Origin of the sequence: Leptospira congkakensis (genome assembly GCF_004770265.1) — a bacterium.
Classification (GTDB): domain Bacteria; phylum Spirochaetota; class Leptospiria; order Leptospirales; family Leptospiraceae; genus Leptospira_A; species Leptospira_A congkakensis.
Genome location: NZ_RQGQ01000011.1, coordinates 245,319 through 258,569, shown reverse-complemented (window position 1 = coordinate 258,569; position 13,251 = coordinate 245,319). Strand labels below are relative to the sequence as shown.

Annotated in this window: 10 protein-coding genes and 1 pseudogene; 3 read left to right on the top strand and 8 right to left on the bottom strand. The window is 35.2% G+C overall.

What is annotated here, in order from left to right; translation table 11 throughout:
* Nucleotides 1-79 precede the first annotated feature (79 nt).
* Nucleotides 80-500: pseudogene (locus tag EHQ70_RS08500) on the top strand (DoxX family protein).
* A 70-nt stretch (nt 501-570) separates the two neighbouring features.
* On the opposite strand, the gene EHQ70_RS08495 reads toward EHQ70_RS08500, so the two are convergent.
* Both EHQ70_RS08495 and EHQ70_RS08490 read right to left on the bottom strand, forming a co-directional pair.
* Nucleotides 571-981 (bottom strand): CoA-binding protein, encoded by a 411-nt coding sequence (locus EHQ70_RS08495; protein ID WP_135585516.1) that lies wholly within the window; start codon nt 979-981, stop codon nt 571-573.
* A 46-nt stretch (nt 982-1,027) separates the two neighbouring features.
* Nucleotides 1,028-1,981, bottom strand: a complete 954-nt coding sequence (locus tag EHQ70_RS08490) for a DUF1554 domain-containing protein (RefSeq protein ID WP_135585402.1) — start codon at nt 1,979-1,981, stop codon at nt 1,028-1,030.
* Between the two features lie 578 nt (nt 1,982-2,559).
* On the opposite strand from EHQ70_RS08490, the gene EHQ70_RS08485 reads away from it, so the two are divergent.
* Nucleotides 2,560-3,105 (top strand): DUF4334 domain-containing protein, encoded by a 546-nt coding sequence (locus EHQ70_RS08485; RefSeq protein ID WP_135585400.1) that lies wholly within the window; start codon nt 2,560-2,562, stop codon nt 3,103-3,105.
* Nucleotides 3,106-3,168: 63 nt separating this feature from the next.
* Here EHQ70_RS08485 and EHQ70_RS08480 read toward each other — a convergent pair whose 3' ends face one another.
* A complete protein-coding gene (locus EHQ70_RS08480; protein ID WP_135585398.1) occupies nt 3,169-4,860 on the bottom strand; it encodes a methyl-accepting chemotaxis protein in 1,692 nt (563 codons plus the stop codon).
* 90 nt (nt 4,861-4,950) lie between these two features.
* On the bottom strand, nt 4,951-6,123 hold the full coding sequence (locus EHQ70_RS08475) for a DJ-1/PfpI family protein (protein ID WP_135585396.1): 1,173 nt from the start codon (nt 6,121-6,123) through the stop codon (nt 4,951-4,953).
* A gap of 119 nt (nt 6,124-6,242) precedes the next feature.
* Between EHQ70_RS08475 and EHQ70_RS08470 the strand changes: the two genes are divergently transcribed.
* The gene (locus EHQ70_RS08470) at nt 6,243-7,382 is read left to right on the top strand and encodes an AraC family transcriptional regulator (RefSeq protein ID WP_135585394.1); all 1,140 of its coding nucleotides are present in this window, start codon (nt 6,243-6,245) and stop codon (nt 7,380-7,382) included.
* On the opposite strand, the gene EHQ70_RS08465 is transcribed toward EHQ70_RS08470, so the two are convergent.
* The 4 genes from EHQ70_RS08465 to EHQ70_RS08450 form a co-directional block, all read right to left on the bottom strand.
* Entirely contained in the window at nt 7,379-8,536 is a 1,158-nt protein-coding gene (locus tag EHQ70_RS08465) for a YheT family hydrolase (RefSeq protein ID WP_135585392.1), read from the bottom strand. The two genes, EHQ70_RS08470 and EHQ70_RS08465, sit on opposite strands and share 4 nt — an antisense overlap.
* A gap of 9 nt (nt 8,537-8,545) precedes the next feature.
* Nucleotides 8,546-10,234 carry a glycoside hydrolase family 2 protein gene (locus tag EHQ70_RS08460; protein WP_167481699.1) on the bottom strand — a complete coding sequence of 563 codons (1,689 nt, stop codon included), beginning with the start codon at nt 10,232-10,234 and terminating at the stop codon, nt 8,546-8,548.
* A complete protein-coding gene (locus EHQ70_RS08455; RefSeq protein ID WP_135585388.1) occupies nt 10,234-11,562 on the bottom strand; it encodes an MFS transporter in 1,329 nt (442 codons plus the stop codon). Before EHQ70_RS08455 ends, EHQ70_RS08460 begins: the two co-directional genes overlap by 1 nt.
* Nucleotides 11,563-11,659: 97 nt before the next feature.
* Complete coding sequence (locus EHQ70_RS08450; RefSeq protein ID WP_135585386.1) at nt 11,660-13,186, bottom strand: lipid A deacylase LpxR family protein; 1,527 nt, start codon at nt 13,184-13,186, stop codon at nt 11,660-11,662.
* Nucleotides 13,187-13,251: the final 65 nt, after the last annotated feature.

Here is a 13,251-nt window from a genome sequence, read left to right as displayed (position 1 = left end):
ATTTATCTAAATCTCTCGAAAGTTTCTGGGAAACCAAACGGTTTGCAGGCAAAATCCAATGTCTTTAGTCTAAGATTTTATGAATGATTCAAACACAGTCGAAAGAAATATCTATCAAACCGCACTGCGAATTCTTTTAGGTGCCTTTTTGGTATTTGCTGGAACCGGTCACCTAACATGGCATAGGACTGAATGTACCTACTTGGCTGCCTTTAAATGCTGATTTGGTTGTTCTTCTGTCTGGAGTGGTGGAAATCACTTTAGGTTTGTCTTTACTTTTTCTTCGCAGCAAACAAGCGCAAGTTGGTTGGGTTGTGGCATTGTTTTTTATTCTTATTTTTCCAGGGAACATATCTCAGTATGTGAATGGGATCAGTGCTTTTGGTTTGGATACAGATAGAGCAAGGCTCATTCGTTTGTTTTTCCAACCAGTGCTTGTTTTATGGGTAGTATGGAGTTGTGGGTCTTGGGCTGACTATCAATCCAAGAAGAAAAGTTAATCCTTAAATTTTGGATTGCTTTTCAGTATAGATCGTAAGGTCTATACGTCATCTGTGGATGTCTGTATGATTAAAAATAATTTCTATGTTCGATAATGAGGCATCGGTTAGAAACTACGCGAATGCCTGCATCTTCTGCTTTTTTTTCCGCTTCTGGGTGGGTGATTCCCAATTGGAGCCAAATCACTTCTGTTCCACCCAAACTTAAAATTTCATCGATCACTTCGGGAATTTTATCAGAACTGCGAAAAACATCGATAAATTTTCGATCTTCTCTTGGAACTTCTTTTAAACTTTTATAGATAGTAAATCCACCTACACTGTGTTCTTTGGGGTAGGTCCCTACCACTAACCAACCTTTTTCTCGAATGTATGCCGGAACATAATGACTTGGTTTCGATAGGTCATGACTTAGTCCATACACCGTAATTTTTTTATAAGACTCAAGAAGAGATTTGATTTCGGAATCAGCTACATTCATAGATTGAGTATAATCCATTCATCAGAAATTGCAAGTGGAGAAATTGTTACTGCTCAACGCAGATTAGTTGTTGGTTGCTAAAATTACATGGATCAGGTGTCCAACCAGCGGTGATATCCGCAATCGCAGTGGAATTACCTTGCCCCATAACTCCATTATAAGTTCCCAAATTACTTGTCCATAAGTTGCAAGTATTACTAGCGTTAGTTGTCCAATTAGAGTTTAGACCGGTCCAATATTTCGAATTGACTGAAAATGTGTTTGTTAGAGTAGAAATAAATAATCCGCCTGAACTAGTCGTGCCGATCGTTCCGGCCGTTTGGTAATAAGTTCGATTTGGAGCAAAAATCCAATCAATCTGACCATCGCCAACATTTGCACTGACAGATGCTCTTCTTGTCACTCCATCAACTACCATGGCTTTATAAGTTCCGGTTCCAGGATAATTTGAATCAGTTGAACAATAGGCGTCAAAGTTTGCTGCACTTCCTGGGTTTGGAGGATACCCGGAATTGGAGAGAAAAATTTTACAGGGATTACAGGACATAGCACATGTAATATTTATGGAAGTAATATCGGAATCTTTTACTAAGCCTACTCCATTTGTAATGGTACAGAAAAGTCCTATTGGTTGATTTGTAATCATAACTGCGTAACTTGATCCAGTTGTCAGAATGTTTGTAAATGAAAATCTATTACTATTGATTTCAATGGTTTGAGAGTTATTCCCATTCAACGAGAGTTTTAAACCGGAACTAGCTAATCCCGTGATGGAGCCAGAAATTGAGTATGGTATTATCGTTGAAATATAATCGTTTCCGCAAGTGGGTGATTTATCTTTTATTAAAATTTTAGAAATTTGAGTATTTCTAAATGCTTTTGAGTTTGGGTCACAAAAGTTGTTTGATTCAGCAATTTTGCAATGGAATTCAAAAGCAAATATCGTTAATATTAAAATCTTGAAAATTAAGTAATGGCAAAGATTTTTTTTGGGACTCATGGAAATGCCTATTTGAATCCTATATTATTAGTCAATAAATTGCAATTAATTATCAAATTCAATTTATTGTTTATTTTATTGTCTTGAAAGTTAGAATCTACATAATCTATTCTCATGATGCAGCGGATTGATTTTTTGAAAAAAACTATCCTTTAAGGCTCTAGTTGTAGTTGGGATTCACGCGCAAGTGAGTTTCAATTCCATCAAAATTCAAAATTGGATCCTCTAGCTTAGGAAGGAATTCAATCGTATGAGTTTACTAATTGGTGATTTTGCCAAAAATTCAAGACTTGCTTCTATGTGGTTTGTAAAGGAAACGAACCAAGAACTTTTCCGAGTTTATATGCCACTATGATATCTAAATCTTTGGGCTTTACTACTGTTGAAGGAAATTATCTGACGATATCGAATCCCGTTTTGTTTCAAAAAAAAATGGAGAAGCAATTAAAAGAATCACTGAAGAACGAAACCGAATGCAATCTGTTCTTGATTGAGAATTGAAATTCATTCTTCGGGTTTGTTAATATATTTCCTCGGAGTCGTATGTTAAAAAGATTGGTTTAGGATACAATTTTATCATGAATACTTTTGAAAAAAAATTCTACGAAATGCGTAGTAAAAAGAACAATTCTACGGACGATTCGTTCGCTTTGTTTGATGCATTGGAAACAGTTTCGATTGAAGATACAATCGGACGTTGGCATGGATCGGGATTTCACACGGGACATACGATGGATGGAGCATTAGAGACTTTTAATTGGTATGGAAAAGAGTTTGTAGATGCTGATAATGTTCATCCGCTTGTATTCAAATCTTTTGGAAAAACTTTGTTTAAAGTCAATCCATCACTGATGCCGGTTCGGTTGGCAACTTTGATCCCTTCTACGAATCTATGGCCTTTGCGTTATGTATTTTTACTGGTTCGGTTTTTGTTTCAAACGTCAAAATCAAAAGCTCGAGTACGTCGCATCGAATTTCGTGGAAAATTTACGGCTGCGATGATTTATGACAATCTCCCTATCCATGATATCTTCAAAAAAGTAAATGAAGATACATTGTTTGGATGTATGGATTATAAAGGGATGAAACAACCTTTCTTTTTTGTTCTAGAGAGAGATAAATAAAATAGGAAAACATTCTAGTGAAACAAATTCGAATGTTTTGCTCTTGTTTTGTTATTGTTTAATTTATTTTTCTAACCATTCGATTCCAAATTCCAAACTGGGAACTGATTTTAGTTCCACATTCCCAGTTTTGAGAGTTTGGTCATCAATTGAAATTGCGGCAAGTGCTGAGTTCGGAACCACGACTGCCATTTTTCTCAAAGAAGAATTACTTGCTTTTGGAAACCAGTTCACATTCACCCATTCTTGTGCGGAACGTGTAACAAGTCCCATCCTTCTTGTATCTGCTAACCATTTCCGAATGTTATTTTTTTCTATAATACTAAGGGCTTGATTTAGGATTTCTATATATTTCTCTTCACTAAAGTTTGGAGTCCAAACAACTTCCAGTAGGTCTTTTTCTTTGATGTAGTAGATACTTCCGATTTCTGATCGGAATTGTAGTTTGTGTGTGGATTCATCTCTATCGGAAATAGAAGATTCATCGGAAACCAAATTTGTTTTGAATAAATCTACCATAGAAATTAGTTTATCCGCCGTATTGGCAATGGCAGTGATTCTTTCTGCGAGTAAATCACTACTTTCTGAATTGCTGAAAGATGATTGGCTAATGGATGCAACTGAAGCCATTACTTCGTTTGTTGCTGTTTTGTGTTCTGTGACAGCTTCTTTAATTTCAGTGGATCGTTCTTTGACAAAGAGGGCTTCTTTTAAAAGTTTAGTTTTGAGTTCTTTTTGAGTATTTACTGCAGAATGAACTTCTGTAATTTTACCGGAGATAGAATCAATGTTCCCAATGATCTCTTGAATTTCCATAGTCGTTTTTTCAATTCGTTCACGGCCAAGGGAAACATCGCTTTGATTTTTTTTCATCAAAGAGTCGATACCTTTTACAGCACCTGCTGTCCTTTCTGCAAGTTTAGAAACTTCTTCAGCAACAACAGCAAAACCTCTTCCTGCATCACCAGCTCTTGCAGCTTCGATAGAGGCATTGAGAGCAAGCATATTCACTTGTTCGCTGATTTTTGCAATGACATCAACGGTTTTTGCAATCTCTAGTGAACTATTTGAAAGATTATCCATTGCTTCGTTCATGGTACGTAGTGTATTTTTACCTGCCTCTGCTCTATCAATAATATTTTTGATGGAATCGAGTGTACCCACTACATATTCACCTGTTTTATCAATTGCTAAAGAGAGGTGATCCACTTCGTTAGTAAGGTTATTCATACTTTGTGAATTATTCTCTGTAATGTTTGAAATGGATATAGCAACACCAGATATTTCTTCTATAGATGCAGAAACTTCTTCTGTAGCAGCGGATTGAGATTGTAAGTTGCTTGAAAAGTCAAGAGTGACTAATTTCATATGTTGCGAATCTGAGGATAGAGTATCAGCAGATGTTTTGATATGTTGGATGAGTTCGCCTTGTGCTTGTAACATCCGATGAAAACTTGTATAAAACTCTGATAATAAATCGTTTTCTTTATAGATAAGTCGAGTTTGTAAATTCCCAAGTCCAACTTCTTTGAATGCAACTTCTAGTTTCCCAAAGATTTGTCTGAACCAGGAGCTTAATGCCAATCCAAAGATAAGTCCGAACACAATTAAAATTGCAAATTCAAAATAGAGAATGGTTGTTACGTTCCCAGAGGTTAACGTTTGAATTTGTTGTAGCAAATGAATGCTAAAAAGTAATAGGAACCCAAAGACCAAAAAAGAAAGGACAAAGTAAAGTTTGAGTTTTGAATGCATAGGTTTAGTTGGTTCCAATGTTTATGAGAACAAACGAGATGCTAGTATAAAACTTCAAATCGAGTACTTTCAGTTTGAATTTTGGTTCTATCAATTTTGGCAGGTGACATAATGACAAAACTCTTTGAGTGAAAATTCTAACTGTGTGGCGACAAACTGCATTGTGTCTTTTCCGTATCGCCTCTGAATATGGAAAAGAGTTTGATTCAATTCAGGGAAGGCTTTTGTTTCTTTAGGTATCTCTACCTGAAAATGGATTTTATTTTTAGATTCTTCGTTTAGTTCTGAAAAAATACGTATGCCTGATTTTGTAAGGACAGACTTTTTTCCATTTGTAGTTACCAGAGTTTTTGATTTGTAAGTTCGCGAATAGGCATCGGCAACCAAAGCTAAAGATACTTCATCGATACCTTCATAAGTTTTAATTCCAATGACCTCGTGGTTCCAAAAAGAAACTAAATTTTTGCCAGCCGTTAAATACTGATTCCAATCTAAATGAAAGTCATCGCTATTATGATTTGAATTCCAATTTATAATTCCTAATTCATTTGTTATCTCTTTCGCTTTTTTTGTTCCTGCAATTGCTTCAATGATTGCGAGGGATATTGGTATGGAAGCAGTAACACCTGTCGTCGTAATGATTTTTTGATCTTGGATATATCTTTTATTTCGAATCCATTCTGTATCTGGAAATGTTTTGTTTAATCCTTCTTTAGAATACCAATGACCTGTGGCCTTTTTATCTTGTAACAAACCAGCATAACCCAGTGTCCAAACTCCATCACAAATTCCGACTATAGTGGCACCTTTCTTGTATTGATCTTGAATCCACTCTATGATAGTTTTGTTATCTGCATTGTGGATGGCGGGAACGATGACTAAGTCAGCTCCTTCTGGATGAGATTTGTCAAAATCACTTAAAGAGGTTGGAATTTCAATCGAAAGAGTAGGAAACATTTCCATAACTCCTTTGTTTGGTGCCACCATATGGATTTCGGATATATTTGCACGTTTTAGAATTCCATAAGGAACCATAAAATCAGTAAGTTCTGTATATTGATTTTCTCCTACTACTACAATGACTGGCTTTTTGTGATTTGGTTTGATGGAAATTTTTTCTAATGAATCTCCCTTGGATATTTCTGGCTCTGCTACGATTGGTAAAAATACAAATGTTAGTATAACAAAAAACCAAATGATTTGTCTTTGGTATAATTTGTTTAAAGGAAAGGGTTTGATGGAAATTTTTCTTAAATAGTTCATAGGAGAAGTATCCTTTAAATTCTTTCGAATGTCGTCCGTTTGGATACGGATGGACTAAAAAACATTCTGAATTCATAAAAAAATAGACAACGGATCTTTTTTATTCCTTAATAACGTTTATGAATTTAATTCCTTTTGTAGGTGCTGTGATATCCTTTCTTTTGGCAATGTCTTCTTGGATCGAAACAATTCAGAAAGAAAAGGATCAAATTCAAACAAATGAACCAAAAAATCGAACATCGGGTTCCCAAACTTCTAGTTCCATTCTGGGTTTGTTATATCGGTTCACACCTGCATTTTTATTTCTTACTTTGACCATTTTGCAATTCCATATTTTTGGCGAACTCACAAGGGATATTTATTTTTATCCGTTTTTGTATGGAATTCATATTCCTTGCTTGTTACTTCTTGGCCCATTTAGTTATATTTTTTTTGAAGAGATTAGCGGCGGAGATGTTTATGAAATCTCCCTATATCATTTTTTACCAAGTCTTTTGAGTCTTTTCTATTTGTTTCTTTTTCGACCACAACCTTATTTCATTTCAAATTCTGGTTTAGAAACACATTCTCATCATTTTGATTCGGATTCTGTTTTGATTTTATTGGGGATTGGTGTTGTATCAAATCTTTGTTATATGGTTTGGTTTATGATCCGAGTGGGTCGTTGGAAATCGAATTCAAAAGAGAGTTTAGAATCTTCTTTTGGTCCATTTTTATATTTATTATTATACTCTCTGTTCGTTGTATTTCTGTTTGTATTGGCACAATTATTTTTTATGCAAATATTCCTATTTGCTTGTTTCACTTTGACTTTACTTTTAGCTTTTCTTTTGATTTTAAAAATTAATTATAAGGATTTTAGTTTCAAATTTAAAATAGAAACGCGGATGGCTCGGTATAAAGAAAGTCGAGTGAAAGGTGTTAATATTTCATTGGTTTTACAAAGGTTGGATGATCTGATGAAGATTGATCGATTGTATTTGAACGATGAATTGTCTTTAGCAACGTTAGCGGAACATTTGGATTTGAATTCTCATCAACTTTCAGAAGTTTTGAATTCTACTTTGGGTTTTACATTTAGAAATTACATCAATCAGTTTCGTTTGCAGGAGGCAGCAAGTCTTCTCAAGGAAAGACCAGATATGGCAATCCTTAGTATTATTTATGCTTCAGGTTTTAATTCTAAATCCGCCTTCCACAAACTTTTCCAAAATCGGTATGGAGTTTCTCCACAAGTGTATCGATCCAAAACAATCTAAACTTTCTTTTTTGTTTGTTTTTGATTTGTCCGTTTCTCATTAAGAACGGCAGAAAAATATTCTCCGATTACGGAATCTGACCAAGATTTTGCTTTGATTCCTTGGAAGTAGGCAATATGACTACCTCGTTTGGTATGAACGTGTATGGTATTCGGAAGGGTTTCTAACCAATGAAGATTTTCTAATACATTTTGGTTCACACAAATGGGATCGTCGGCTGAATTTAAAACAAGAAGGGGTGTTTTTATATTGTTGGCGACTAACACGGGATTGGAGTGGTAATAGTATTTTTCTTTATCTTTGAATCCAGAAATCGTATGTAACTTATCTTGGAATTCTCCAATGGTTTTAACTTTTAATAGTTCTTCCACACCTTTTAGTTTTGATAAACTTTCGTAGTGATTTTTCAAAAAATAATTAATTAGTCTTTGTCCCATGATTTTGCTATAAACGGGATGAACTCTATGGAAAGCTTTTTCTATATCGTAAGCGGGAGATACTGCTACTGCTGCGGTAAATTGACTTTTGATTCCAGCTTCACCTAAATAACGCGCGAGTAAGCCTGATCCCGCTGAAATTCCTACACCAAACAGTTGTCTTTTGGGGAATTTTTTTTGAATATGGGCAAGTTGTTCTTTTAAATCAGAAGTGGATCCCATAGTATTAATTTTTGGTTTTGTGAGTGGAAGGTTTCCGTGACCTCTGCGAATGCAGACAACAACCATCCAGCCATATTTTTCGCGTAAATATTGGACAGTTGATTTTACATCTTGTTCATCTCCGCTGATGGTGTGAAAGACAACCACAATGGGTTTGTCAGTTTTGGCAGAGCCGGTTTGGATTCCTGACCAAGCAATTCCAGTAATCCCACCATCTTTCATTTTGATTTGTTCTAGTTTGTCATATACAAAGGGTTTTGTGCGATATTCTTTTAACATGAGTAATAACAACATTAGATGTTGGTTAAAACACCAAAAAGTAGGATAGTATTTGTTTGTTAAGTTTGGTGACCTTTCGATTACGTTTAATAAAAAATCTGATTCACTAAATCGAAGTACCGGAGTTTCCGCGACTTCAAACATGTAATAAAATACGAAACCTAAAGTACATATGATAAAAAAAGTGAGTACTGGATGGTTGGTTATCAATTCCATTTTGTATTCCTAATGATAGGTAATTTTTGCATTGAGTTCTCGCATGAATTCTATATCAAATTTAATTACTTTTCTGTCATAAGTGACAAGTCCATTTATTTCTTCTTCTACATCACTAACTTGTGTATAAATAGAGGCGCTGAGACCTTTGTCTATTAAGGGAATTAATTGATCTTCGATTAAACTTCTATATTCTTTTTCTAAACTTTGTTTGTCGGGAAGGATTTTATATCCAAAAAGTTTGTCGTTATCATATACATGGTTTTCTGTTTTTAATGAATAACCACCAAATTCAGATAATACAATGACTCTTGGATCTTTTTTGGGAACTTTTAATTTTTGATAGTACAAATGTAGACTTTTGAGGTCGCTACTACTTTTTCCTTGGTCATACCATCCACTCACACTGTCGATAGTTCTCGTATTGTCTAAATTCCTTAGTTTTTCTGTTAATTTGATGCTGTCAAATTGTCCCCAACCTTCGTTAAAAAGTACCCACACGGAAAGTGATACCGTGTTTTTTAATAAATTTACTGTTTCATCCATTTCACTTATGAACTCATTTCTTCCCACTTCATCTGTTCGGTTCAAAAACTTGTATTTTGTATCTTTAGTTTTCCAGCCGATAAAAGGTAAGTAAGCAACTTTCCAGTTTTCGTAAGCTCCCCCACCACAAACAAAATCTTGCCAAACAAGAACCCCAAGTCGGTCGCAGTGATAATACCAACGTAAAGGTTCAATTTTAATATGTTTTCGTAACATATTAAAACCCATATCTTTCATTAGTTTGATTTCTTTTTCCATCGCCTCATCGCTAGGTGGTGTGAGTAATCCTTCCGACCAATATCCTTGGTCAAGAAGTCCGTTATGAAAATATGGTTTGTTGTTTAAGAATAATCTTTTGAATTTCCCATCAAATCCGATAGAAAATTTCCTCATTCCAAAATATGATTGAACAAAATCATTAGGAGTTTTGATCCTTATCTGATAGAGTTTGGGATTTTCGGGAGACCAAAGTTCCATATTGGGAATAGAAATGTTTACCTTTTTGCCGGAACCCTCAGCAATTGCCGTTTCTCCATCTAATATTTGTATGGTTACTTCTTGACTTTCAGTAATCAAAAGAATTTCAACAGATTTTGTATCTATGTTAGGTGTGATTTTAATATCTTTTATATAGTCTTTGGATACACTTTCTAACCAAACTGTTTGCCAAATTCCCGATTGTGGAGTATACCAAATCCCTCCTCTTTTTAGCTTTTGTTTCCCTCTGGATTGGGAACCTGTATCTGTAGGATCGGTAACTTTTAGTTGTATTTTGTTTTTACCAACTTTGATGTATGGGGAAATATCAAACTGGAATGGTAGGAATCCTCCTTTATGGGACCCAACTTCTTCGCCATTGATATAACAACTACAACTATAATCTACTGCACCAAAATGAAGTAAGGTGATGTCGTTGATAAATGAAGGCAAAACTTCGAATTCTCTTTCATATACTAATTCTTCATTTGGTTGAAGGATAAAATTTCCAATACCACTGGCATTTGATTCAGGGGAAAATGGAACATTGATTTTATAATGGTTTTTGGTTTTGTTATCCTGCAGCGAATGAGTTAAATTCCATTCGCCGTTTAAATTGAGATAACTATTCCTTTCTAGTTGAGGGCGCGGATATTCAAGATGAGAAATTTTCATTATGAGTGTTTTCCTCTAAATAAGAAATAAAGCGGAATAAAAATTAAAATACAAAAGATTGCACCGAATAAAAATATTTCAGGCGAAGGAACATGGGCAGTCGATCCATTGATTGGATCTATATAAGTAAGATTAGTTCTTTCATTTATGGTTTGGCCAATCATTGGGCCAATGTACATTGGAATTAAAACAAAAAAGATCATTCGTATTCCTTGTAATTTTCCTGTATTTTCGCTTGGTGTGTTGTCTCGTATCTGTGCACCTAGAAGTGCGAGAACTTGGACAAATCCTGTAATCAATAATAAACTTGTAATTCCGGTAAACCACATAACTTGTGTTTTAAAATTTAGATCAATCGTTTTGGAAGTTGTATACAAAGATAACATACCTACAATATATAAAATGGAAAAGTAAACTAGTAGTTTGTCTTTGTTTTTTCCATCAAAACTTTTCCCAAGTAAAACGGACAATATACTTGCTCCAAGAATGACACCTGCGAGTACAATGGAGTATTGAATCGCATCAAATTTTAAATACTCTTGCATATAGATGATGAGATAAGGCATATAGATTTGGCTAGCGATTCCGTAGATCCCCATGGCAAGAAAATATAGGTATAGTTTTTGATTCTCACGGACTACTGTGATTTTAAATCCGTAACAAATGTCTGAGACAAAGTTTGTATCTTGTTTTTTTAGATTTGGATTGTCTTTAATGATAAAAATACCAATCAATCCTGAAACAGACATCATTGTTCCAACCGTCACAAATAAACCAGGGTATCCCAATGCGTTTACGATGATTCCAAATCCACCTGCAACAATTAACATAGCAATAAGTGGCATTGCCGAAAGTACACCTTCCGCAAGACTTCTCGCATCGCCAGTGTTATCTGTAACATAGGCATTAAAGGCAGCATCATTTGCTGTTGATCCAAATGCTGTCATGATACAATCCAATGTAATGACTATTGTTATTGTCAGGCTTATGATTTGAGTGGAATCAGAAAGTTGAAACCAATTGGCCGTGTTTTCCTTAGAGATAAAAGCGAAGGATAATGTTAAGAGTCCCCATAGTAAATAACCGATAGAAATAAAAAACTTTCTGTTCCCAGCTTTGTCAGTGAGGATTCCCGCTATGAGAGTGGTAAAGGTTGCCACAATTCCACTGAGTTGTACCATTAGTGTGACTGATGATGTACTTTTGGTGATGGTGTTGTAGATAAATAGGTTGAAGTAAATATTCTCTACTGCCCATGCAATTTGCCCTACGAGTCCAAATAGAATTAGAACAGACCAAAGACGTCCACCTAAATTGTGATTGTTCATGATCGCATAGTGTCGAAGATTGATGCCACCTTTGGCGAGAATAATTTTGACACTAGTTCAATTTTCTTTAATAGTGATTCTAATTACAAATGGTTCATCAGAAAACTTGTCCTAATTGGAACCCAACCCATTGGTGTTGTTGCGGTAATCCTTTTGCAGATTGAAAATCGATCGTTTGGTAATTGTAGTGGATACCGAACAAAAAACCTGCATTGGAAACCGAAACAAACCCTGCTCGAACAAAACCAACAGCCCTTTTTAAGTCAGCCACATAGGTTTTTTCATCTCTGAATTCTATTTCATCACGTAACAATTGTAATAGGACTTCTCTTTGTTTGGGATCTAAAATAAATTGTGATAAAACTTCGTAAGAATATAAACGAACGAGTGGTGGAAGTTTACCACCTTCTGGTCTGAAGATAGAATAAATTGCTAAGGCACGAGCATTATCTGGTATAATATCCCACTGGTCTACTAAGTTCTTTAAAAGGAACAATCGTGTCGTTTTTTCTATACTTTCTGCACCATTAAAGATGTTATTAAAAATTAGATAGTTTAATCCAATGTTATAAGGATTGTTTGTGCCGTTCACTAAAAACTCGTTAAATAATATATATCTTTGAAGGGAGTTTTTTCCATTATCTTCGGCGAGAGCTCGGTATTGAATTTCTCTTTCTCCAGCTTCTGGAGTTGGGTTGTTCAAATAATTGTCCCAGTTACTAAACGCAGTATTTCTATTTTGATTTTTATAGGTTCTATCTGTTCCAATTTGTCCTTGGATTGTTGCATTATACAGTTGGAATGTTCCACCTGGATTGATATAAAAATACCAATATCCTTTTCCTTCTTCATGTAAAATAGGAGGGCCAGGTTGTAATGCAGAGGTGCCTTGTCCTGGAGTTTTATCTACATTCCCAAATCGAAAAATCAAACCAAAGGATGCATCTGTTTGTATATTTCCCAAATTAACATTGTATTGAGTTCCAAAAAATCGATGGTGAAACTTTCGAACATCGGTTCGTAGTGCACCCGAATATGAATTTGGAATTTGGCTGTCCCATCCTTGTGGTGTGGGTGAACCAATTAAATTATGAAAATTCATTTGTGCTGATTTTCCGCCAACAGAGGGACCAATCATTCCTACTTCTAATTCTGTTGTGATGCTGGTATCTTCTGTAGCAGTTGTTAAAGAATTGCTAAAGTAAGCTCGGCTGGAATAAGGTCTATCTCCATAAGATACATCCGCCTTTCTTATGTTTGTTGGTGTGTAGAATTCTTGGCCAAGGGCGAATCCTTGTAAATATCTTGTTTTTTCGGAGGTTGTGATAAATATATCGTTCCAATAACCTAAAATTCTTCGTGTGGGATTGGACTCTCCAGCAGTCATATGAAATTCCAATCGAGACCCGTTGGTGTAATATCGATCGGAAAATCCACCGAAGGCATCGTTTTCCATAGTTAATCGAATTTGGTATTGGTTAGGTGGTTCGGAACTTGTTCTTTCGATTTCAGGGGGGATTTCCGTTTTTGTAGGAATTTGTTTTTTGATAGCCTTTTTTGTTTGGGCACTGATACCAATGCTAAAAAGAAAACTAAGTAGAGATAGTATCCAAAGGGCTTTCATGATCCTATAGAAATTTCCCCTAAAGAAACCGCAAGGAAACTATCTCGGTTTTTTATAGATTTCTG

Bases quoted from the DNA above. Each gene is read 5' to 3' on its own strand.
- EHQ70_RS08495 (WP_135585516.1), bottom strand. From the start codon at position 981: ATGAATGTAGCTGATTCCGAAATCAAATCTCTTCTTGAGTCTTATAAA.
- EHQ70_RS08490 (WP_135585402.1), bottom strand. From the start codon at position 1,981: ATGAGTCCCAAAAAAAATCTTTGCCATTACTTAATTTTCAAGATTTTA.
- EHQ70_RS08485 (WP_135585400.1), top strand. From the start codon at position 2,560: ATGAATACTTTTGAAAAAAAATTCTACGAAATGCGTAGTAAAAAGAAC.
- EHQ70_RS08480 (WP_135585398.1), bottom strand. From the start codon at position 4,860: ATGCATTCAAAACTCAAACTTTACTTTGTCCTTTCTTTTTTGGTCTTT.
- EHQ70_RS08475 (WP_135585396.1), bottom strand. From the start codon at position 6,123: ATGAACTATTTAAGAAAAATTTCCATCAAACCCTTTCCTTTAAACAAA.
- EHQ70_RS08470 (WP_135585394.1), top strand. From the start codon at position 6,243: ATGAATTTAATTCCTTTTGTAGGTGCTGTGATATCCTTTCTTTTGGCA.
- EHQ70_RS08465 (WP_135585392.1), bottom strand. From the start codon at position 8,536: ATGGAATTGATAACCAACCATCCAGTACTCACTTTTTTTATCATATGT.
- EHQ70_RS08460 (WP_167481699.1), bottom strand. From the start codon at position 10,234: ATGAAAATTTCTCATCTTGAATATCCGCGCCCTCAACTAGAAAGGAAT.
- EHQ70_RS08455 (WP_135585388.1), bottom strand. From the start codon at position 11,562: ATGAACAATCACAATTTAGGTGGACGTCTTTGGTCTGTTCTAATTCTA.
- EHQ70_RS08450 (WP_135585386.1), bottom strand. From the start codon at position 13,186: ATGAAAGCCCTTTGGATACTATCTCTACTTAGTTTTCTTTTTAGCATT.